The organism is Streptomyces sp. 6-11-2, from assembly GCF_006540305.1.
Lineage (GTDB): Bacteria > Actinomycetota > Actinomycetes > Streptomycetales > Streptomycetaceae > Streptomyces.
The window spans coordinates 5584150-5605617 of the sequence record NZ_BJOR01000001.1 but is presented as its reverse complement, the minus strand read 5'-3'; the positions used below and the strand labels follow the sequence as shown (position 1 = coordinate 5605617).

At 71.3% G+C, this 21468-nt stretch carries 18 protein-coding genes and 1 pseudogene; 8 read left to right on the top strand and 11 right to left on the bottom strand.

Annotated features, from left to right (window positions below; genetic code table 11):
* Positions 1 to 81: 81 nt before the first annotated feature.
* The gene (locus tag TNCT6_RS24700; protein WP_141366776.1) at positions 82 to 2604 is read right to left on the bottom strand and encodes an FHA domain-containing protein; all 2523 of its coding nucleotides are present in this window, start codon (positions 2602 to 2604) and stop codon (positions 82 to 84) included.
* A gap of 243 nt (positions 2605 to 2847) precedes the next feature.
* Here TNCT6_RS24700 and TNCT6_RS24695 point away from each other — a divergent pair.
* Positions 2848 to 4797: pseudogene (locus TNCT6_RS24695) on the top strand (streptophobe family protein); the annotation flags it as partial.
* Between the two features lie 537 nt (positions 4798 to 5334).
* Positions 5335 to 6543, top strand: coding sequence for a phosphoserine phosphatase SerB (gene serB, locus TNCT6_RS24690; protein ID WP_141362259.1), 1209 nt, complete (start codon positions 5335 to 5337; stop codon positions 6541 to 6543).
* 37 nt (positions 6544 to 6580) lie between these two features.
* Here the strand turns inward: serB and TNCT6_RS24685 are convergent, their stop codons facing one another.
* From TNCT6_RS24685 to TNCT6_RS24675, 4 genes are all read right to left on the bottom strand, one after another.
* Entirely contained in the window at positions 6581 to 7099 is a 519-nt protein-coding gene (locus TNCT6_RS24685; RefSeq protein WP_141362256.1) for a histidine phosphatase family protein, read from the bottom strand.
* Between the two features lie 121 nt (positions 7100 to 7220).
* The gene (locus TNCT6_RS24680) at positions 7221 to 7430 is read right to left on the bottom strand and encodes a hypothetical protein (protein ID WP_141362254.1); all 210 of its coding nucleotides are present in this window, start codon (positions 7428 to 7430) and stop codon (positions 7221 to 7223) included.
* 253 nt (positions 7431 to 7683) lie between these two features.
* On the bottom strand, positions 7684 to 7803 hold the full coding sequence (locus tag TNCT6_RS41065) for an SGM_5486 family transporter-associated protein (protein WP_253266212.1): 120 nt from the start codon (positions 7801 to 7803) through the stop codon (positions 7684 to 7686).
* Positions 7804 to 7852: 49 nt separating this feature from the next.
* Positions 7853 to 9208: a CynX/NimT family MFS transporter gene (locus tag TNCT6_RS24675; RefSeq protein ID WP_373996204.1), complete on the bottom strand. Its 1356-nt coding sequence runs from the start codon at positions 9206 to 9208 to the stop codon at positions 7853 to 7855.
* Positions 9209 to 9290: 82 nt separating this feature from the next.
* Here TNCT6_RS24675 and TNCT6_RS24670 point away from each other — a divergent pair, with 82 nt between their 5' ends.
* Positions 9291 to 9983 carry a FadR/GntR family transcriptional regulator gene (locus TNCT6_RS24670; protein ID WP_141362250.1) on the top strand — a complete coding sequence of 231 codons (693 nt, stop codon included), beginning with the start codon at positions 9291 to 9293 and terminating at the stop codon, positions 9981 to 9983.
* Positions 9984 to 10499: 516 nt separating this feature from the next.
* Here TNCT6_RS24670 and fabI read toward each other — a convergent pair.
* Together fabI and fabG are read right to left on the bottom strand one after the other, a co-directional pair.
* On the bottom strand, positions 10500 to 11267 hold the full coding sequence (fabI, locus tag TNCT6_RS24665; RefSeq protein ID WP_141362248.1) for an enoyl-ACP reductase FabI: 768 nt from the start codon (positions 11265 to 11267) through the stop codon (positions 10500 to 10502).
* Positions 11268 to 11272: 5 nt separating this feature from the next.
* The gene (fabG, locus tag TNCT6_RS24660; RefSeq protein ID WP_141362246.1) at positions 11273 to 11992 is read right to left on the bottom strand and encodes a 3-oxoacyl-[acyl-carrier-protein] reductase; all 720 of its coding nucleotides are present in this window, start codon (positions 11990 to 11992) and stop codon (positions 11273 to 11275) included.
* A gap of 308 nt (positions 11993 to 12300) precedes the next feature.
* On the opposite strand from fabG, the gene TNCT6_RS24655 reads away from it, so the two are divergent.
* The 3 genes from TNCT6_RS24655 (at position 12301) to tyrS (ending at position 16647) form a co-directional block, all read left to right on the top strand.
* Positions 12301 to 13824 carry a TldD/PmbA family protein gene (locus TNCT6_RS24655; RefSeq protein WP_141362244.1) on the top strand — a complete coding sequence of 508 codons (1524 nt, stop codon included), beginning with the start codon at positions 12301 to 12303 and terminating at the stop codon, positions 13822 to 13824.
* A gap of 82 nt (positions 13825 to 13906) precedes the next feature.
* Positions 13907 to 15301, top strand: a complete 1395-nt coding sequence (locus tag TNCT6_RS24650) for a metallopeptidase TldD-related protein (protein ID WP_141362242.1) — start codon at positions 13907 to 13909, stop codon at positions 15299 to 15301.
* Positions 15302 to 15378: 77 nt separating this feature from the next.
* The gene (tyrS, locus tag TNCT6_RS24645) at positions 15379 to 16647 is read left to right on the top strand and encodes a tyrosine--tRNA ligase (protein WP_141362240.1); all 1269 of its coding nucleotides are present in this window, start codon (positions 15379 to 15381) and stop codon (positions 16645 to 16647) included.
* Positions 16648 to 16750: 103 nt separating this feature from the next.
* Here tyrS and TNCT6_RS24640 read toward each other — a convergent pair whose 3' ends face one another.
* The gene (locus tag TNCT6_RS24640; protein ID WP_141362238.1) at positions 16751 to 17041 is read right to left on the bottom strand and encodes a GlsB/YeaQ/YmgE family stress response membrane protein; all 291 of its coding nucleotides are present in this window, start codon (positions 17039 to 17041) and stop codon (positions 16751 to 16753) included.
* Between the two features lie 268 nt (positions 17042 to 17309).
* On the opposite strand from TNCT6_RS24640, the gene TNCT6_RS24635 reads away from it, so the two are divergent.
* Positions 17310 to 17708: a DUF3099 domain-containing protein gene (locus TNCT6_RS24635; RefSeq protein WP_141362236.1), complete on the top strand. Its 399-nt coding sequence runs from the start codon at positions 17310 to 17312 to the stop codon at positions 17706 to 17708.
* 211 nt (positions 17709 to 17919) lie between these two features.
* Positions 17920 to 18141: a hypothetical protein gene (locus TNCT6_RS24630; RefSeq protein WP_141362234.1), complete on the top strand. Its 222-nt coding sequence runs from the start codon at positions 17920 to 17922 to the stop codon at positions 18139 to 18141.
* Here the strand turns inward: TNCT6_RS24630 and moaA are convergent.
* The 3 genes from moaA to TNCT6_RS24615 form a co-directional block, all read right to left on the bottom strand.
* On the bottom strand, positions 18138 to 19127 hold the full coding sequence (gene moaA / locus TNCT6_RS24625; RefSeq protein WP_141362232.1) for a GTP 3',8-cyclase MoaA: 990 nt from the start codon (positions 19125 to 19127) through the stop codon (positions 18138 to 18140). The two genes, TNCT6_RS24630 and moaA, sit on opposite strands and share 4 nt — an antisense overlap.
* A 173-nt stretch (positions 19128 to 19300) precedes the next feature.
* Entirely contained in the window at positions 19301 to 20932 is a 1632-nt protein-coding gene (locus TNCT6_RS24620) for a cation acetate symporter (RefSeq protein ID WP_141362230.1), read from the bottom strand.
* A complete protein-coding gene (locus tag TNCT6_RS24615) occupies positions 20929 to 21285 on the bottom strand; it encodes a DUF485 domain-containing protein (protein WP_141362228.1) in 357 nt (118 codons plus the stop codon). The genes TNCT6_RS24620 and TNCT6_RS24615 overlap by 4 nt, the downstream gene beginning before the upstream one ends.
* Positions 21286 to 21468 lie beyond the last annotated feature (183 nt).

Genomic DNA, 21468 nt, shown 5'->3' with positions numbered 1-21468 from the left:
GCCGGCGCGGACCTCTGACAACACGCCGAAGGGCGGCACCCCACTGCGGGGTGCCGCCCTTCGTGCCGTGACGCGGCGCGGTTACTTGCGCATGACCTCCGGCTCGTGGCGGCGCAGGAAGCGCGCCACCAGGAAGCCGCACACGACACCGAGCGCGATCAGCGCGACCATGTCGATGCCCCAGGCGGAAGCCGTGTGGTCCCACAGCGGGTCGGTGCTCGTCGGATCGTCGGTGTTCGGGGCGATGTTGTTGAAGTCCAGCGTGGTACCGGCGGCGGCCACCGCCCAGCGCGACGGCATCAGGTACGAGAACTCGTTGACGCCGATGGTGCCGTTCAGCGTGAACAGGCAGCCGGTGAACACGACCTGGACGATGGCGAACATCACCAGCAGCGGCATGGTCTTCTCGGCGGTCTTCACCAGCGAGGAGATGACCAGGCCGAACATCATCGAGGTGAAGCCGAGCGCCATGATCGGCAGGCACAGCTCGAACAGTGTGGCGTTGCCCAGGATCAGGCCCTGCTCGGGGATCTCGCGGCTGGAGAAGCCGATCACGCCGACCATCAGGCCCTGGATCACGGTGACCGCGCCGAGCACGATCACCTTGGACATCAGGTACGCCGAGCGGGACAGGCCGGTGGCACGTTCCCGCTCGTAGATGACCCGTTCCTTGATCAGTTCGCGGACGGAGTTCGCGGCGCCCGCGAAACAGGCGCCGACCGCGAGGATCAGCAGCACCGTGGTCGCCGTGCCGTTCGGGACGTGCAGCCCCGTCGTCCGGTTGATCTGCTCGTTGACCAGCAGTCCGCGGTTGTGGTCGATGAGCAGGCTGACCGCGCCGAGCACCGCCGGCAGGATCAGCGACAGCGCCAGGAAGCCCTTGTCGGAGGCGATCACCGACGCGTACCGGCGGATCAGGGTCATCAGCTGCGAGCCCCAGCCCTGCGGCTTGGGCGGCCTGATGGCCTGCGGCGGAGGCATGTGTACGGACTGCGGCTCGACGGCGTCGACGTCCGCGGCGTACATCTGGTAGTGCTGCGAGCCCTTCCAGCGGCCCGCCCAGTCGTAGTCGCGGTAGTTCTCGAAGGCGGAGAACACATCGGCCCAGGTGTCGTAGCCGAAGAAGTTCAGCGCCTCCTCCGGCGGACCGAAGTAGGCCACGGCGCCGCCCGGCGCCATCACCAGCAGCTTGTCGCACAGGGCCAGCTCGGCCACCGAGTGCGTGACGACGAGGACCGTGCGGCCGTCGTCCGCGAGTCCCCGCAGCAACTGCATGACATCGCGGTCCATGCCCGGGTCGAGACCGGACGTCGGCTCGTCCAGGAAGATCAGCGACGGCTTGGTGAGCAGCTCCAGGGCCACCGAGACGCGCTTGCGCTGGCCGCCCGAGAGGGAGGTGACCTTCTTGTCCTTGTGGACGTCCAGCTTCAGCTCGCGCAGCACCTCGTCTATGCGGGCCTCGCGCTCGGCGGCCGTCGTGTCGGCCGGGAAGCGCAGCTTGGCCGCGTACCTCAGGGCCTTCTTCACGGCCAGTTCCTTGTGCAGGATGTCGTCCTGCGGGACCAGGCCGATGCGCTGGCGCAGCTCGGCGAACTGCTTGTACAGGTTCCGGTGGTCGTAGAGGACCTCGCCCTGGTCGGCGGGCCGGTAACCGGTGAGCGCCTTCAGCAGGGTCGACTTGCCGGAACCGGACGGGCCGATGACTCCGACCAGCGACTTCTCGGGGAGGCCGAAGGAGACGTCCCTGAGGATCTGCTTGCCGCCGTCGACCGTCACGGTCAGGTGGCGGGCGGAGAAGGACACCTCGCCGGTGTCGACGAACTCCTCCAGCCGGTCGCCGACGATCCGGAACGTCGAGTGGCCGACGCCGACGATGTCGGTCGGGCCGAGCTGCACCGAGCCGCCCTTGGGGACCGGGTGGCCGTTGACGTACGTGCCGTTGTGCGAGCCCAGGTCGCGGATCTCGAAGCGGCCGTCGGGCGTGGCGTGGAACTCCGCGTGGTTGCGGGAGACCTGGAGGTCGGAGACGACCAGGTCGTTCTCCAGGGCACGGCCGATGCGCATCACGCGGCCGAGCGAGAACTGGTGGAAGGTCGTCGGGCTGCGGTCGCCGTAGACCGGCGGCGCCCCCGCGCCGCTGCCGGGGCCCTGCTGCTGCGGGATCGACGGCGCCTGCTGCCCCTGCTGCGGTTCCTGCCAACTGGCCTGCGGGGACTGCTGCTGCGGCGCCTGCTGCGCCCAGCCGGGGTTCGCGCCCTGGGCCGCGTACGGCTGCTGCTGCGGCTGGGCCTGCGGCGTCGCCGCCGGGGCCGCGGCGCCGGAAAGGCTCAGCAGCGGCCCGTCGGTCGCGTTGCCGAGATGGACGGCCGCGCCCGGCCCGAGTTCCAGCTGGTGGATCCGACGGCCCTGCGCGAAGGTGCCGTTGGTGCTCCCGTGGTCATCGATGACCCAACTGCGGCCGTTGAAGCTGACCGTGGCGTGACGCCAGGAGACCCTGGCGTCGTCGAACACGATGTCCCCCTGCGGATCGCGTCCCAGGGTGTAGGACCGGGACGGGTCGAGCGTCCAGGTCCGTCCATTGGTTTCCAGTACGAGTTCCGGCACTCCAAGCCCCACTGAGTTGTCCCCCGAGTTGCCCCCGTCGCGGGGAGTCTAGGGATGTCGAACATCGTGGGGAACTATTTCAGGCTCAGCCCACTGACCGAAAGCCGGGCCTTGTGAAGAGTGTGTACGTCCGCTTCGGCTGCTTTTTCGCCTACGGGGTTGAAACCCGGCCGGAGAGTGGTATTTCACGCGAGGGGAGACATGCGCGGCGGCCGGGCCGCGCCGCGGATCGGGGGGTCTGCCATGAGCGCTGCCACGGACGTAGGGACCGCGAGGCACGGTGCACGCCTGCCGTGGCTCGACGTGCTGCTGTCCGCGATCGCCTCCGTGAGCTGGGCGTTGATCGGCATGGCGGGCACGGCCGCGCTCGGTCTGCATCTGCTGCGGGCCGACGCGGCGGGTTCGCTCGGGCCGATGACCGCCGCGGTGGTGGCACTTGGGGCGGGTGGTTCGGTCACGCCGTCCGGTGATGTGTCCGCGTTCGGCCTGAAAGGCGCCGAGGCGCACACCGCCCTCCAGATCACGCCACTCGGGGTGAGCCTGGTCGGTGCGCTGCTGCTGTCGTGGTTCTTCCTACGGTCCTTGCGCGCGGTGGGAGTTGAGATAACCCCGGCCGAACTCCTGGCCCGGGCCGGCGCGGTGGTGGCGCTGTTCGTGGCGGTGCTGGGCGGGCTGGCCTGGGCGGGCCACGACGTCGTCACGATCGACGGAGGCGCGCTCGGGCTGGGCAGGCTGCCGGGCGGCGCGGGATCCGGCGGCGTGAGCATTCCGGGGCTCGGCGATCTGGGGAACATCGGCGGGCTCCTGCCCGACCGCATCGGCAGACTCATCGACGCCAAGGCCGCGGTCGGCTTCACCGTCGACACGGGGCCGACCCTGCTGGGTGGGCTCGCCTGGTCGGCCGGAGTCCTGCTGATCGCGCTGCTCGCCTCACGCCGCACGCCGCTGCCGCGCGGCTGGGAGGCCGTGCACCGGGTGGTGCGGCCCGCCGTGTCGGCGCTCGTCACGGTGCTGATGGTCGCCGTGGCGGCGGGCCTCGCGGCGGCCGCGTACGCGGCGACCGGCGACGACCACCCCCGGCGGATCGCGGGCGCGGCACTGCTCGGCAGCCCCAACGGGGTGTGGCTCGGCATCACGATCGGCCTCTTCGTCCCCTGGGACGGCAGGGCGACCGGCGAACTGACCGGGCTCCTGCCGGACCCGCTGGACAGACTGCTGACGGCGCACTCCGACCAGCCGGTCACGCTGTCCCGTCTGGCCGACCTGGACGGCCGGGTGTGGCTGCTGGGCGTCGCGGCGGCGCTGGTGATGCTGCTGGCGGGGGTGCTGACGGCGGTACGGACTCCGGTGGGGGCGGCGCCGGGCCACGGCGTCCTCGGCTTCGCGGGGCGGTGCGCGCTGCGGCTGGGCGTCGCCACGGCGCTGGCGCTGCCGCTGCTCGCGTGGCCGGCGGGGGTGTCGGTGGACGCGTCCTTGTCCGTCCTCGGCTTCGACGCGTTCGGCGCCGGGGTGGAACTGCGCGGGCATCTGGGCACGGCGCTGCTGCTCGGCGCCGTGTGGGGGGCCGGTGCGGGCGCCGTGGGCGCCCTGCTGGCGAGCGCGACCGGCGCCGCCGGCAGCCGTGCGGCGCCCTTGGCACGGGGTGACAAGACCGTCGCGGAAGGGGCCGCCTCGGGGGCCGGGGCCGCGGAGGGAGCCGGTCACGGTATACGGACCGCCACGAACGAGGCCGGAGGGCCCGGCCGTACGAGCGGACCCGGCCCCTACGCGTCGGGGACCCCCTACACACCAGGGACGCCGTACCGCCCGCCGAACCCGTCCACCAACCCGTACCTGCGCCTACCGGACGAACTGCGAGACCCGCAGGACGCCCGTCCCGAGGAGGCCCGCCCAGAAAACGCACGCCCGCCGGACGGCCGAGCACGGTACGGCGGGGCGGAGTCCACCGAGACGGGCGAACGCGGCGGCCGCGGCGGCGGGTGGGCTCGGCCGGGTCCGCAGGACGACCGAGGCCAGTCCGGCCGGGCGGAGCCCGCAGAGCCGGGCGGACCGGGCCGACCGGGCGGCTGGCGGGACCGGCCGGCGGACTCGGGCGGACCTCCAGACCGGCAGGACACCAATCCGGCGGGCCGCCGTCCGCCCGACAGCCGCAGGCAGACTGGTTGGGCGAAGCCCACCGAACCGGACGGACCAGGCGGACGAGGCGGACCAGGCAGTGGGCGGGCGCGGCCGGGTCCGCAGGACGACCGAGGCCAGTCCGGCCGGGGCGAGCCCGCCGAGCCGGAAGGGCCGGGCCGACCGGGCCGACCCGGCAGCGGACGGGACGGGGCGGCGGACTCGGGCGGGCCGCGAGACCGGCGGGACGCCGATTCGGTGGATGGCCGTCCGCCCGATGGCCGAAGGCGATCCGGCCGGGCGGAGTCCGTCGAGCCGGGTGGGGCGGGCGGACCTGGCGGTGGGCAGGATCGGCCGGCGGATTCGGGGGACGATGTGTACGGGGCGCCGACGGTGGTGGGGCCTGTGCGGCCGCTCCCGCCTCCGCGGCCGCCGAAGCGGCCCCCGGGCGTGCAGGACGATGGGCCGCCGCCTCCGCCCAGGCCGCCGCGGTCTCCGAAGAAGTGAGCACCGGACGGCAGGCGGGCCGTCGTCCGGTGGACACCTGTTGTTCGCTGTCCGTCAGGCGGACCTGAGGGGCAGCGGGCACTGGGTGCCGGATACGGTGGAAGCACCATGAGCGCTTCGCAGACCTCTGCCGATCCCACCCTCCTCGTCAAGATCTTCGGGAAGGACAGGCCGGGCATCACGGCCGGCCTCTTCGACACCCTCGCCGCCTACTCCGTCGACGTGGTCGACATCGAGCAGGTCGTCACCCGTGGCCGGATCGTGCTCTGCGCGCTCGTCACCCAGCCGCCCGCCGCGCTGGAGGGCGACCTGCGGGCCACCGTGCACAGCTGGGCCGAGTCGATGAAGATGCAGGCGGAGATCATCTCCGGCCGCGGCGACAACCGGCCGCGTGGCCTCGGACGCTCCCTGGTCACCGTTCTCGGCCACCCGCTCACCGCGGAGGCGACCGCTCGGATCGCCGCACGGATCACCCGGGCCGGCGGCAACATCGACCGTATCTTCCGGCTGGCCAAGTACCCGGTGACGGCAGTGGAGTTCGCGGTGTCCGGCGTGGAGACGGAGCCGCTGCGCACCGCTCTCGCGACGGAGGCCGCGGCACTCGGTGTCGATGTCGCGGTCGTCGGGGCGGGCCTGCACCGGCGGGCCCAGCGCCTGGTCGTCATGGACGTGGACTCCACGCTCATCCAGGACGAGGTGATCGAACTGTTCGCCGGGCACGCCGGCTGCGAGGACAAGGTCGCCGAAGTGACGGCGGCGGCGATGCGCGGCGAGCTGGACTTCGAGCAGTCGCTGCACGCCCGTGTGGCACTGCTGGAGGGGCTGGACGCCTCCGTGGTGGACAAGGTGCGCAGCGAGGTACGCCTGACGCCGGGCGCGCGCACCCTGATCCGTACGCTCAAGCGGCTCGGTTACCAGGTCGGCGTCGTCTCGGGCGGCTTCACTCAGGTCACGGACGATCTGAAGGAACGGCTCGGGCTGGACTTCGCGCAGGCCAACACCCTGGAGATCGTCGACGGGAAGCTGACCGGCCGGGTCACCGGCGAGATCGTCGACCGGGCGGGCAAGGCGCGGCTGCTGCGCCGGTTCGCCGCCGAGGCGGGCGTTCCGCTGTCGCAGACGGTCGCGATCGGTGACGGCGCGAACGACCTGGACATGCTCAACGCGGCCGGTCTCGGGGTCGCCTTCAATGCCAAGCCGGTGGTGCGGGAGGCGGCGCACACGGCGGTGAACGTGCCGTTCCTCGACACCGTCCTCTACCTGCTCGGGGTCACCCGCGAAGAGGTCGAGGCGGCGGACGCGCACGAGGAGAGCTGAGCGGTCCGCGCCGGCCGCCTCCCGCCCTGCCGCCGGACTACTCCGACGGCGCCCAGTAGTCGAGCAGTGTGGCCACACCCGGCTCCAGGGCCTTCCAGGAGCCGTCGAAGGACACCACGGCGAACGCGGCGGCCGGGAATCCACGGCGGCTCATCCGTTCGCGGGCGTCGCCCTCGGCCGAACCGGACAGCACCTCGGCAAGGCCCTGGATGCCCGGGTTGTGGCCGATGAGGATCACGCTCCGTGCATCGTCCGGCGTCTCGTTGAGCACGGTGATCAGCTCACCGGGCGAGGCGTCGTAGACCCGCTCCTCGTAGACCGTCTTCGGCCGATGCGGCAACTCGTGGACGGCGAGCTTCCAGGTCTCGCGGGTTCGGGTCGTGGTCGAGCACAGGGCCAGGTCGAAGGCGACACCGGCGTCGGCCAGTTTGCGACCGGCGACTGCGGCGTCCTTGCGGCCCCGCTCGGCGAGTGGTCGTTCGTGGTCGGTCACCTGCGGCCAGTCGGCTTTCGCATGCCGGAAAAGGACAATCCTGCGGGGTTCTGCGACGCTCATGCGTCCCAGCTTCGCATGAAACAGGCCATGGGGCGCAGGGAGTTGACATGCGCCTTCTCAGGCGGGGCGGGCGGCCCGGGACCATGAGCCGGGGACGGCGTCCGGGGCTCCCCCGTGGGCGTCAACGGGCGAGCAGTTCCCGGGCGTGCCGGAACATCTGGGTGATCGCGGGGTCGCCGGAGGCCGCCTGCGCGTCCGCCGGGTTGCGGATCAGGAGGAGCAGCGCGACGAACGCCAGCACCGGCAGGGCCAGGGCCCACCACGGCAGCCGGGAGTCGACACCGGCGCCCGTGGTCGCCGGGTGGGGCCGGGTGTGCGTACGCGCCGACATGATCGCCTCCGCTGGTCTCCGAGGTCCGCGGACCGCCTCTCGCGGTCACATCTCGAAGCTACGGAATCCGCGCTCCCCGGCCCATCCGGTGATCCACCCACTTGCCCCTGACCCTCGCCCCCTAGGGGATGGGGGGTTAACCCCACCATCGACCCCGAGGACGAGCCTCACCGGCCGGCGGACGTCACGGGACGCACATACTGCGCGGGGAAAGCGACCGCCGCCGCGGCGCGGGGCCGCGGCGGCAGGTCGGTCACGGCGCCGCGAGGGTGGCGACGACGGCGATGATCACGAAGATGGCGAAGAACGTGCCGAGGACGAACAGCATCTTCCTCTGGCCGTCCTTGGGGTTCGGGTCGAGCACAGGCTGCATGCGCCCCAGTCTCGCACCCTTCGCCCGGAACGCGGCCCGCGGGGCCGCCTCAGCGCGCCGCCTCGTCCTCCACCGTGCGGTCGCGGCCCGCCACGTAACCGACCACCATCTGCGGCACCATCAGTCCGGCCATGAGCGCGATGGGCAGCCCCCAGCCGCCGCTGCTCTGGTACAGCACGCCGACCAGCAGCGGACCCGGGATGGAGATCAGGTAGCCGGTGCTCTGCGCGAACGCGGACAGCTGGGCCACGCCCGGACCGGTCCTGGCCCGCATGCCCACCATCGTGAGCGCGAGCGGGAAGGCGCAGTTGGCGATGCCGAGGAGCAGGGCCCAGGCCCAGGAGCCGGTGGCGGGCGCGAGATAGAGACCGCCGTAGCCGACCAGGCCGCAGACGCCGAGCACCAGCACGATCGGGCCCTGGTGGGGCAGCCGGGTGGCCAGGCGCGGGATGACGAAGGCCAGCGGCACGCCCATCGCCATGGTGACGGCGAGGAGCAGTCCGGCCTTGCCGGCGGGGACGCCCGCGTCCCGGAAGATCTGCGCCATCCAGCCCATGGTGATGTAGGCGGCGGTGGCCTGGAGTCCGAAGAAGACGGCCAGGGCCCAGGCGGTACGGCTGCGGGCGATGCGCAGCGCCGGGGCCTGCGCCTCCCGCGCGCGGGCCGTTTCCCCGGACGCGGCTCCGGTGCGGGCCGGCGCCTGCGCGGTGGACCGGGACCGGTCCCGTACCACCGGCAGCCATGGCAGCACCGCCACCGCGGCGAGCAGGGCCCACACGGAGAGCCCGGACCGCCAGTTGCCGCCGAGCGCCCCGGTCAGCGGCACGGTCACCGCGGCGGCGGCCGAGGTGCCGAGGGCGAGGGCCATCGAGTACAGGCCGGTCATGGTGCCGACCCGGTCGGGGAACCAGCGCTTGACGATGACCGGCATCAGGACGTTGCTGACGGCGATGCCCATGAGGGCCAGCGCGCTGGCGGCGACGAACGCGGCCGTGCTGCCCACGTAGGGCCGTACCGCCAGTCCGGCGGCGATGGCGACCATGCCCGAGCACACCACGGCGGCCGGTCCGAAGCGGCGGGCCAGCCGGGGTGCCATGACGCCGAAGACGGCGAAGCAGAGCGGGGGCACGGAGGTGAGCACTCCGGCCACGCTGCCGCTCATGCCGAGCCCGTGGCGCACCTCCTCCAGGAGCGCGCCGAGGCTGGTGATGGCGGGGCGGAGGTTCAGCGCGGACAGCACGAGGCCGACGACGACCAGGCGCGTCATCCACGCGCGCGTGGCGCCGCCACCGGACGCTCGCCGTCCGTGCGGTTCCGGCTCCGGGATGTCCCTGGAACCGGTGGTCGCGGCCGGGATGCGTGCGGTCGTCGGTGTCGTCGTGCGGGTCGTTTCCTCGCGTGGCATGAGCACCATCATAGAATGATGGGATGATTGGTTGTCGACGCCTCGGGGCCCTGACCCCGGGTCCCGCGTGCGAAGGTGTGCCATGCCACTGACCCATCCGCGCCGGTCGGCGCTGTCCGAACAGGTCATCGCCGCCCTGCGCAGCCAGATCACCACGGGCGAGTGGCCGGTCGGCTCCCGCATCCCGACGGAGCCGGAGCTGGTGGAGCAACTCGGTGTGGCCCGCAACACGGTCCGCGAGGCGGTCCGGGCGCTGGCCCACAACGGCCTGCTGGACATCCGCCAGGGTTCGGGCACGTACGTCGTGGCGACCAGCGAGCTGGCGGGCGTGATGCACCGCAGGTTCGCCGAGGCGGATCCGCGGCACATCGCCGAACTGCGTTCCGCGCTGGAGTCGGCCGCGGCCGGGCTGGCCGCCGAGCGGCGCACCGAGAAGGACCTCAAGCAGCTCCACGCGCAGTTCCTGCGCCGCGAGCAGGCCTGGGAGTCCGGTGACACGGAGGCGTTCGTGACCGCGGACGCCACGTTCCACCTGGCGGTGGTGGCCGCGTCCCACAACGACGTCATGACGGCGACGTACGCGGATCTGGGCGAGGTGCTGCGGGACTGGCTGCGCGCGGACATCGGCGCGGAGCTGACGCCGGACACGTACATGGACCACACCCGGCTGCTCGACGCGATCCGTGAGGGCGACGCCGAGACGGCCGCCGCCGAGGCCGCGAGCTACGCGCTGCTGTGCCGTACGGGCCGGATCCCTTCGCCCGCCGGCAAGTGACCCGCACCGAGCGCACCTCCTTCCGGAAGCGGCCGGTCGTCCGGACGGCCCGCGCGGGCCGTCCGGCCACCGGGGAGGCGTCGCTGTCGAGGTCCACCACCGGTCGCACTCGACGTGCGGGCCGACGCGGTCGGTCCCGGGACACGGGTTGCGGCAGTAGGCGGTCACCTGGGAGCCGGAGACGGTGGCACGGCGGCCGGCACCGGTCGGCTCCGGCGCCGCGGGCGGACCGGCACACGCACGCGCATGCGTGCGCGGCGACGCCGCGACGGCCACGGCCACGGCCACGACCACGGCAAGCGGAACCAGGGGCACGCACACGCGTGTGCGCCGTCGCCCCGAACTGCAGCAACACCTCGAACTGCAGCGACGCCCGTCCGGCAGGAGCGGCGGCAGCGGCAGAGCGAGAGCGACGGCCACGGTCAGTGGGGTTGCACGGCGGACGCGAGATCGACGGAGGGCCCGCACCCCGGGGGTGCGGGCCCTCGAACGTCGCTGAAGTTCAGCTGCGCGGCGTCACGCGCCGATGGCGTGCAGACCGCCGTCGACGTGGATGATCTCGCCGGTGGTCTTCGGGAACCAGTCGCTCAGCAGGGCCACGATGCCCCGGCCGGCCGGCTCGGGGTCCTTCAGGTCCCACTCCAGCGGGGCACGGGTGTCCCACACCGAGGCCAGCTCGCCGAAGCCCGGGATGGACTTGGCGGCCATGGAGCCGATCGGGCCCGCGGAGATGAGGTTGCAGCGGATGTTCTGCTTGCCCAGGTCGCGCGCCATGTAGCGGCTGGTCGCCTCCAGGGCGGCCTTGGCCGGGCCCATCCAGTCGTACTGCGGCCAGGCGTACTGGGCGTCGAAGGTGAGGCCGACGACCGAGCCGCCGTTCTGCATCAGCGGCAGGCAGGCCATGGTCAGCGACTTCAGGGAGAACGCCGAGACGTGCATGGCGGTGGAGACCGACTCGAACGGCGTGTTGAGGAAGTTGCCGCCCAGCGCGTCCTGCGGCGCGAAGCCGATGGAGTGGACGACGCCGTCGAGGCCGCCGAGCTCCTCGCCGACGATGTCGGCCAGGCGGCCCAGGTGCTCGTCGTTGGTGACGTCGAGCTCGATGACCTTGGTCGGCTTCGGGAGCTTCTTGGCGATGCGCTCGGTCAGCGTGGGCCGCGGGAAGGCGGTGAGGATGATCTCCGCGCCCTGCTCCTGGGCCAGCTTGGCGGCGTGGAAGGCGATGGAGGACTCCATCAGCACACCGGTGATCAGGACGCGCTTGCCCTCGAGGATTCCGCTCATGGTGATCAGTGACCCATTCCCAGTCCGCCGTCAACGGGAATGACGGCTCCAGTGATGTACGAGGCGTCGTCCGAGGCGAGGAACCGCACCGCCGCGGCGATCTCCTCGGGCTGGGCGTACCGGCCGAGCGGCACCTGCCCCATGATGTTCTCGCGCTGTTCGTCGGAGAGCGCCCGGGTCATGTCGGTGTCGACGAAACCGGGGGCGACGACGTTGAAGGTGATGTTGCGCGAACCCAGCTCACGGGCGAGGGACCGCGCGAAGCCGACCAGGCCGGCCTTGGAGGCGGCGTAGTTGGCCTGGCCCGCCGAGCCGAGCAGACCGACCACCGAGGAGATCAGCACGACACGGCCCTTCTTGGCGCGCAGCATGCCGCGGTTGGCCCGCTTGACGACCCGGAAGGTGCCGGTGAGGTTGGTCTCGAGGACCGAGGTGAAGTCCTCCTCGGACATGCGCATCAGGAGCTGGTCCTTGGTGACGCCGGCGTTGGCGACGAGGACCTCGACGGGGCCGTGCTCGGCCTCGATCTCCTTGTAGGCCTGCTCCACCTGCTCGGGGTCGGTGATGTCGCACCTGACGGCGAGGCAGCCCATTTCCTTGAGGGCGGCCGGCGGCTCCCCCGAACGGTAGGTGATGGCGACCTTGTCGCCGGCGTCGGCGAACGCGTGGGCGATGGCGAGGCCGATCCCCCGGTTGCCTCCGGTGACGAGAACCGAGCGGCTCAACGGATCACCCTTTCGATAGCGGTCTGAAGCATTCCGACAACCCGCCCGAACACCTCGATGACAGGCGGCTTCACCGAAAACCTATCGGTCCGGCCACGCCACCGGGCAATCGGGCACCGACAGTGGCTCTCCCCGGCTCCTGTCGGGTTCCTACAGTCGGAACGTCGTGGTCCGTCCGCCGTGCCGGGACGTTCGCCGAAGGGTCCGCTCGTCCCCGTGTCACTTACTCGGAGGAGTACGACGCATGGGACGTGATTCACTGCCCGCGACGGCCATCACAGGAGAGCGCCTCGAAGGGAAGCCCGCCCGTGCCCCACGAAGTCGATCAGTCGTTCCTCGCCCTGCCCCTACGCCCCCTCGCCGACGCCGCCCTGGCACGCGCGCGCTCACTGGGGGCCGAGCACGCGGACTTCCGGTTCGAGCGGGTGCGCAGTGCGTCGTGGCGGCTCAGGGACGCCCGGCTCGCCGGGTCGTCGGACACCACCGACCTGGGATACGCGGTGCGCGTCGTGCACGGCGGGACCTGGGGGTTCGCCTCCGGGGTGGACCTGACGCCGGACGCGGCCGCCAAGGTCGCCTCCCGGGCGGTCGCGATGGCCAAGCTGTCGGCGCAGGTCATCAAGGCCGCGGGGTCCGACGAGTATGTGAAGCTGGCGGACGAGCCGGTGCACGGGGAGAGGACCTGGGTGTCCTCGTACGGGATCGACCCCTTCACCGTGCCCGACGAGGAGAAGGCGGGGCTGCTCGCCGAGTGGAGCGCGCGGCTGCTCGCGGCCGACGGCGTCGACCACGTCGACGCCTCGCTGCTGACCGTGCACGAGAACAAGTTCTACGCCGACACCGCCGGGACCGTGACCACGCAGCAGCGGGTGCGGCTGCATCCGCAGCTGACCGCCGTGTCGGTGGACGACTCCAGCGGCGAGTTCGACTCGATGCGCACGCTCGCCCCGCCCGTCGGGCGCGGCTGGGAGTACCTCACCGGGACCGGCTGGGGCTGGGAGGACGAGCTGGAGCGGATTCCCGGGCTGCTCGCCGAGAAGATGCGCGCGCCGAGCGTCGAGGCGGGCGTCTACGACCTGGTCGTCGACCCCTCCAACCTGTGGCTGACCATCCACGAGTCCATCGGCCACGCCACCGAGCTGGACCGGGCCCTCGGCTACGAGGCCGCCTACGCCGGCACCTCCTTCGCCACCTTCGACCAGCTGGGCAAGCTGAAGTACGGCTCCGAGCTGATGAACGTCACCGGCGACCGCACCGCCGAGCACGGCCTGGCCACCGTCGGCTACGACGACGAGGGCGTCGAGGCGCAGTCCTGGGACCTGGTCAGGGACGGCACGCTGGTCGGCTACCAGCTGGACCGCAGGATCGCGCGGCTGACCGGGTTCGAGCGGTCCAACGGGTGCGCCTTCGCCGACTCCCCCGGCCATGTACCCGTGCAGCGCATGGCGAACGTGTCTCTCCAGCCCGACCCGGCCGGGCTGTCGACCGAGGATCTCATCGGGAGCGTCGACCGCGGGATCTACGTCGTCGGGGACCGGTCCTGGTCGATCGACATGCAGCGCTACAACTTCCAGTTCACGGGTCAGCGGGCGTACCGGATCCGCGACGGCCGCCTCGACGGGCAGGTCCGCGACTTCGCCTACCAGGGGATCACGCCCCAGTTCTGGGGCTCCATGGCGGCCGTGGGCGGACCGCAGACGTATGTCCTGGGCGGCGCCTTCAACTGCGGCAAGGCCCAGCCGGGCCAGATCGCGGCGGTCTCGCACGGCTGCCCGTCGGCACTCTTCAAGGGCGTCAACATCCTGAACACCTCGCAGGAGGCCGGTCGATGAGCGTCAGCGTCGGAGCCGGCCGGGGGTCCAGGGGTTGTCCCCCGGGAAAACACAGTCTCAACACCACGCAGGAGGCCGGTCGATGAGCCCGCGTACCAGCAAGCCGCACGAGGTCGTCGAGCGCGCCCTCGCACTGTCCCGGGCCGACGGTTGCGTCGTGATCGCCGACGAGCAGTCCACCGCCAATCTGCGCTGGGCGGGCAACGCGCTGACCACGAACGGTGTCACACGCGGGCGCACCCTCACCGTGATCGCGACCGTCGACGGCCGGGAGGGCACCGCCTCGGGCGTGGTGTCGAGGGCCGCCGTGACCGAGGACGAGCTGGAGCCGCTGGTGCGGGCCGCGGAGGCCGCCGCGCGCGGGGCCGGGCCCGCCGAGGACGCCCAGCCGCTGGTGACGGACGTACCGCAGTCCCCGGACTTCACCGACGCGCCCGCCGAGACCTCCTCCGCGGTGTTCGCGGACTTCGCGCCGGCGCTCGGCGAGTCGTTCGCACGCGCGCGTGCCGGTGGCCGCGAACTGTACGGCTTCGCCAACCACGAGATGGTGTCGACGTACCTGGGCACGTCGACGGGCCTGCGGCTGCGCCACGACCAGCCGGCCGGGACGCTGGAGCTGAACGCCAAGTCCCCGGACCGCACCCGCTCGGCGTGGACCGGACGGTCCACGCGGGACTTCAAGGACGTCGACCCGGCGGCGCTGGACGCGGAGCTGGCCATACGGCTCGGCTGGGCGGAGCGCCGGATCGAGCTGCCCGCGGGGCGGTACGAGACGCTGCTGCCGCCGACGGCGGTCGCCGATCTGCTGATCTACCAGATCTGGTCGTCCTCGGGCCGGGACGCCGCCGAGGGACGCACGGTGTTCTCCAAGCCGGGCGGCGGCACCCGCGTCGGCGAGAAGCTGACCGAGCTTCCGCTGACGCTGCGCAGCGATCCGGACGAGCCCGGCCTGGAGTGCGCGCCGTTCGTGGTCGCGCACTCCTCCGGGGACGACAGGTCGGTGTTCGACAACGGACTGCCCGTGCACGCCACCGAGTGGATCGGCGGCGGCGAGCTGCGGCATCTGCTGACCACCCGGCACAGCGCGGGCCTGACCGGGCTGCCGCTCGCCCCGTCGGCCGGGAACCTGATCCTCGACGGGGGCGGCGATCGCTCCCTGGAGGAGATGGTCGCGGGCACCGAGCGCGGGCTGCTGCTCACCTGTCTGTGGTACATCCGCGAGGTGGACCCCGCGACGCTGCTGCTCACGGGCCTGACCCGGGACGGCGTGTACCTCGTGGAGAACGGCGAGGTGACCGGCGGGGTCAACAACTTCCGGTTCAACGAGTCGCCGGTGGACCTGCTGGGAAGGGCGACCGAGGCCGGGCGGACCGAGAAGACGCTGCCCAGGGAGTGGAGCGACTACTTCACCCGCGCCGCGATGCCGGCGCTGCGCGTCCCGGAATTCAACATGAGCTCTGTCAGCCAGGGCGTATAACCTCGTAGTCGGCTGTCACCCGACTGCCCGAAGAGCACCGAGCTCGCACCGAGCTTCATCTAGGAGACACGAGAACCGTGACGGACATCGTCGACGAGCTGAAGTGGCGTGGGCTGTTCGCCCTGTCCACCGACGAGGACGCTTTGCGCAAGACGCTCGCGGACGGTCCCGTCACGTTCTATTGCGGCTTCGACCCGACGGCGCCGTCACTGCACGTGGGGCACCTGGTGCAGGTGCTCACCGTGCGCCGGCTCCAGCAGGCCGGGCACCGGCCGCTGGCGCTGGTCGGCGGGGCCACGGGCCTGATCGGCGATCCCCGTCCGACCGCCGAGCGCACGCTGAACGACCCGGAGACGGTGGCCGGCTGGGTGGACCGGCTGCGCGGCCAGATCGAGCCGTTCCTGTCCTTCGAGGGCGAGAACGCCGCCGTGATGGTGAACAACCTCGACTGGACGCAGGGCCTGTCCGCGATCGAGTTCCTGCGGGACATCGGCAAGCATTTCCGGGTCAACAAGATGCTGACGAAGGACTCCGTCGCCCGCCGTCTGGAGTCCGACCAGGGCATCAGCTACACCGAGTTCAGCTACCAGATCCTCCAGGGCATGGACTTCCTCCAGCTCTACCGGAGGTACGGCTGCGCGCTCCAGCAGGGCGGCAGCGACCAGTGGGGCAACCTCACGGCGGGCCTCGACCTGATCCACCGCCTGGAGCCGGACGCGGCGGTGCACGCGCTCGCGACGCCGCTGATGACGAAGGCGGACGGCACCAAGTTCGGCAAGACCGAGGGCGGCGCGGTCTGGCTCGACGCGGAGATGACGACGCCGTACGCGTTCTACCAGTTCTGGCTGAACGTGGACGACCGGGACATCTCCCGCTACATGCGCATCCTGTCCTTCAAGTCCCGCGAGGAACTGGAGGAGCTGGAGCGGCAGACCGAGGAGCGTCCGCAGGCCCGGGCCGCGCAGCGCGCGCTGGCCGAGGAGCTGACGACGCTGGTGCACGGCGCCGAGCAGACGGCCGCCGTGATCGCCGCGTCCAGGGCGCTGTTCGGGCAGGGCGAGCTGACCGGGCTGGACGAGCCGACCCTGACCGCGGCCCTGGCAGAGGTCCCGCACGCCGAGGTCACCGAGCTGGGCCCGGTGGTCGACCTGTTCGCCGAGGTCGGCCTGGTGCCCAGCAAGTCGGCCGCGCGCCGCACGGTGAAGGAGGGCGGCGCCTACGTGAACAACGTCAAGGTCACCGCCGAGGACGCGGTCCCCGCCACGGAGGACCTGCTGCACGGCCGCTGGCTGGTGCTGCGCCGGGGCAAGAGGAATCTGGCGGCGGTCGAGGTCACGAGCGGCTGAGCCCGGACATACGGCCGGGCGCGAAGGGGGCGGCCCACCGGGGATTCCGGTGGGCCGCCCCCTTCGGCCGTCCTTCCACCGCCTCTCGGCCCGTGCGCCCGCGCTATGCCCGCTGGGCGTCCTGCCGCTTCTTGTTGCCCCACAGCGCCATGTACGCCATGTCGCCGACGAAGACGATGATGATCGCGGCCACGAGCTGGAAGAAGTGCCTGCTCCAGTCGATGCCGCGGGTCGAGGCGACACCGGCCGCGCGGGCCACCGCGTTGCCGACGATCGCGCCGAGCATGCCGAAGATCGTGGTCAGCCAGATGGGGCTGTGCTGCTTGCCCGGGATGATCGCCTTCGCGATCAGCCCCAGCACGAAACCCACGATGATCGCCCACAACCAGCCCATGGCTGCCTCCTCGTCCGGCTCTACATGAGCATTACGCCCAGTGTCGGGGCGGCTTCCGTGCGTCGCACGTCGGCTGCGGCCGCCGGAAGGTCCTGGGCGGCCCGCGGGACGGAGCGGGCGCCGTTCGTGCAGGCAGAACGGCGGCCCCGGTCTCGTAGGCGGTGGGAACGCGGCGTAACGTGTAGTTCGTGCGGGTCGTTGTCCCGTCCGGTCCAGGACCGGACGCGGGCCGGGGAGTGGTCCGATACGGACGAATGGTGGACAGGTGATGCGGAAACTGCACGGCGAGGGCAACGCCCAGGTGTTCCGGATCACGGGAGCCCGGACGGGCCTTCAGGAGGATGTGCGCGGCCGGCAGCGCCGGTACGTCATCTCGATGTCGATCCGTACGGCGTCGGTGATCCTCGCGGTGGCGCTGTGGAACGTCGAGCGGTATGTGGCGATCGTGGCGCTGGTACTCGGGGCGGTGCTGCCCTATGTCGCCGTGGTGATCGCGAACGCGGGGCGGGAGGGCGCGCCCAAACTGCCGTCGACGTTCGTCACCATGCCGTCGAAACCGATGATCACGCCGCCGCGGAGCGACGACGATTTCGCCCGGTCCGCCACGGACGACACCGCGGGCGACAGCGCGGCCGGCGCGGCGCGCGAGCCGCGTGACAGGGCTTGACCTGGCCCGTCGGCGCGGCCGAACGGTGGCCTTCCGGAAAGCTCAAGAAACGCTCAGATCAATCATGTTGTTCCGGTGCCGGGCGGCGGGTTACCCGTGACATACTTCGTACGCGCTCCGCATCCCCCGTCGGAGCGACAGACCGACGCCGGGCAGCTCCCCCCGTGGCTGCTCGGCGTCGCCTTGTGTGCAGTGGCTGTGAGACGAACCCGTGACTGACGAAACCCCGATCTGCTCCGCCAAGAGCTGCCATGCCGCCGCGGTGTGGGTGCTGGCCTGGAACAACCCGAAGATCCACACACCGGAGCGCCGCAAGACGTGGCTGGCGTGCGAGGAGCACCGGGAGCACCTGTCGCAGTTCCTCGGTGTGCGGGGCTTTCTGAAGGACGTGGTCCCCTTCAGCGAGTGGGAAGCCCCGGACGGCAGCGCCTAGCCGCCGATCGCCGACATCGGCCGCTCCGGCTGGACGAACGACGGGTCGTCCAGGCCCGCTCCCGCCTTCTTGCCCCACATCGCCACCCGCCATATGCGGGCGATCTCCTCGTCGGGGGCGCCGGAGCGCAGGGCGGCGCGCAGGTCGGTCTCCTCGGTGGCGAACAGGCAGGTGCGGATCTGGCCGTCGGCCGTGAGCCGGGTGCGGTCGCAGGCCGCGCAGAACGGGCGGGTCACCGAGGCGATCACGCCGACGCGGTGCGGGCCGCCGTCCACGATCCAGCGCTCGGCCGGCGCCGAGCCGCGCTCCCCGGCGTCCTCGGGGGTCAGCTCGAAACGGGTACCCAGCGAGGTCAGGATCTCGGCCGCGGTCACCATGCCCTCGCGCTTCCAGCCGTGCTGGGCGTCCAGGGGCATCTGCTCGATGAAGCGGAGCTCGTAGGCGTGCTCCACCGCCCAGGCCAGCAGGTCCGGGGCCTCGTCCGCGTTCAGGTCGCGCATCAGGACGGTGTTGACCTTCACCGGGGTCAGGCCGGCCTCCCGGGCGGCTTCGAGGCCCTCGATGACGTCCTTGTGCCGGTCCCGGCGGGTGAGCGCCTTGAAGACGTCCGGGCGCAGGGTGTCCAGGGAGACGTTGACCCGGTCCAGGCCGGCGGCCCTCAGGGCGGTCACGGTGCGCTTCAGTCCGATGCCGTTGGTGGTGAGGGACGTCTGCGGGCGGGGGTCCAGCGCCGCGACGCGCTCGACGATGCCGACCAGGCCGGGGCGCAGCAGGGGTTCGCCGCCGGTGAAGCGGACCTCCCTGATGCCGAGGGAGGTGACGGCGATGTCGATCAGGCGGACGATCTCGTCGTCGGTGAGCAGGGTCGGCTTGGCCAGCCACTGCAGCCCTTCCTCGGGCATGCAGTACGTACAGCGCAGGTTGCACCGGTCGGTCAGTGAGACTCTCAGGTCGGTGGCCACCCGGCCGTAGGTGTCGATGAGCATGTGGCCCCCTCCCTCGTCCCGGATTCATGTGGCGCACCACTCGAAGTTGTCGTCATCTGCGAGCCTACGTGACACCGCTGACAACGACAGCGCCGGAAGTCACGAGATACGGCGCGGCCGCGTCGTAGGGATCTACGATCCCCGCGACGCGGCCGCCTTGGACGGGTGGGCGTTCAGTGCGCTCCGGTGCCCGTCATGGAGCGCACCTCCAGTTCGGCGTACTTGGCGTCGTCCGGGGTCTCCTTGGACAGGAGGGTGCCCACGACGCCGAGCAGGAAGCCGACCGGGATCGAGATGAGGCCGGGGTTCTCCAGCGGGAACCAGTGGAAGTCGACGTCGGGGAACATCGACGTCGGCTTGCCCGAGACCACCGGCGAGAACAGCACCAGGCCGACCGCGGTGACCAGGCCGCCGTAGATCGACCACAGGGCGCCGGAGGTGGTGAACCGCTTCCAGAACAGGCTGTAGAGGATCGTGGGCAGGTTGGCGGAGGCCGCGACGGCGAAGGCGAGCGCGACCAGGCCGGCGACGTTCAGCTCGCGGGCGAGGGCGCCCAGGACGATCGAGACCGCGCCGATGCCGACGGTCGCCCAGCGGGCCGCGTTCACCTCCTGCTTCTCGGTGGCGGTGCCCTTCTTGATGACGTTGGCGTAGATGTCGTGGGCGAAGGAGGAGGACGAGGCCAGGGTCAGGCCGGCGACGACGGCGAGGATCGTGGCGAAGGCGACGGCGGAGATGGAGGCCAGCAGGATGGCGCCCCAGTTGGAATCGACTCCGCCGAGATGCAGGGCGAGCAGTGGCGCTGCGGTGTTGCCCGCCTTGTTGGAGGCGATGATCTCGTCGGACTTGATGAGCGCGGCGGCACCGAAGCCGAGCGCGAGGGTCATCAGGTAGAAGGCGCCGATCAGCCCGATCGCCCAGATCACGGACTTGCGGGCGGCCTTGGCCGTGGGAACGGTGTAGAAGCGGATCAGGATGTGCGGCAGACCGGCGGTGCCGAGGACCAGGGCGATGCCGAGCGAGAGGAAGTCGAGCTTGGTGGTGCCCGTGGCGCCGTACTTCAGTCCGGGCTCCAGGAAGGCGCTGCCCTTGCCGCTGTTGGCGGCGGCCTTGCCGAGCAGGTCGGAGATGTTGAAGTTGAACTTCAGCATGACCAGGAAGGTGAGCAGCACGGCGCCGGCGATGAGCAGCACGGCCTTGACCATCTGCACCCAGGTGGTGCCCTTCATGCCGCCGATGGTGACGTAGACGATCATCAGCACGCCGACCAGCGCGACGATGGCGATCTTGCCTCCGTCGCTGGTGATGCCGAGCAGCAGGGAGACCAGGACGCCGGCGCCGGCCATCTGGGCCAGCAGGTAGAAGATCGACACCACGATGGTGGAGGTGCCGGCCGCGGTGCGGACCGGGCGCTGGCGCATCCGGTAGGCCAGTACGTCGCCCATGGTGTACCGGCCGGAGTTGCGCAGTGGTTCGGCGACCAGGAGCAGGGCGACCAGCCAGGCGACGAGGAAGCCGATGGAGTACAGGAAGCCGTCGTAGCCGAACAGCGCGATGGCGCCGGCGATGCCGAGGAAGGACGCGGCGGACATGTAGTCGCCGGAGACCGCGAGGCCGTTCTGGAAGCCGGTGAACTGCCGTCCTCCGGCGTAGAAGTCCGCGGCGTCCTTGGTCTGCCGGCCGGCCCACACGGTGATGACGAGGGTCGCGAGGACGAACACCGCGAACAGGGTGATGATCAGCGGCCGGTGCCGGCTCGCCTCACCGGCCGCGAGGGTCAGCGTGGGTGCGATCGCGGGGCTCATTCGGCGCCCTCCATCCGGGACTTGATGGCCTCGGCCTTGGGGTCGAGCTCGGCGGCGGCGTGCCGCGCGTACCACCAGGCGATGAGGAACGTGGTGAGGAACTGGGCGAGGCCCAGGACGAGGGCGACGTTGATGTTGCCGAACAGCTTGGTGCCCATGAAGCCGCCCGCGTAGTTGGAGAGCAGCACGTACAGCAGGTACCAGGCGATGAAGGCGACGGTCAGCGGGAAGGCGAAGGATCGGTAGGAACGGCGCAGTTCGACGAACTCCGCGCTGTCCCGCACCGCGACGAACTCCTCGGTGCTCGGGAGTGGGGCCTGGGTCTTCGAGGGTGGCGGTGTCTCGGTGGCCACTTCGGTCTCCTCGCGTGTCGGATGCGGTTGGGACAGGGGCCCGATCGTGCTCGGGTTCCCCGCCCAAGGTCCACGGCGCCACGCGGTGACCGGTTCAAGTTCCGTTGGTTGTTTCGCAACCGGTCTGAACAAGTCATTGCTAAGTCATTGCTGGTGGGGGAGGCGGCGAGATAGCTTCACCCT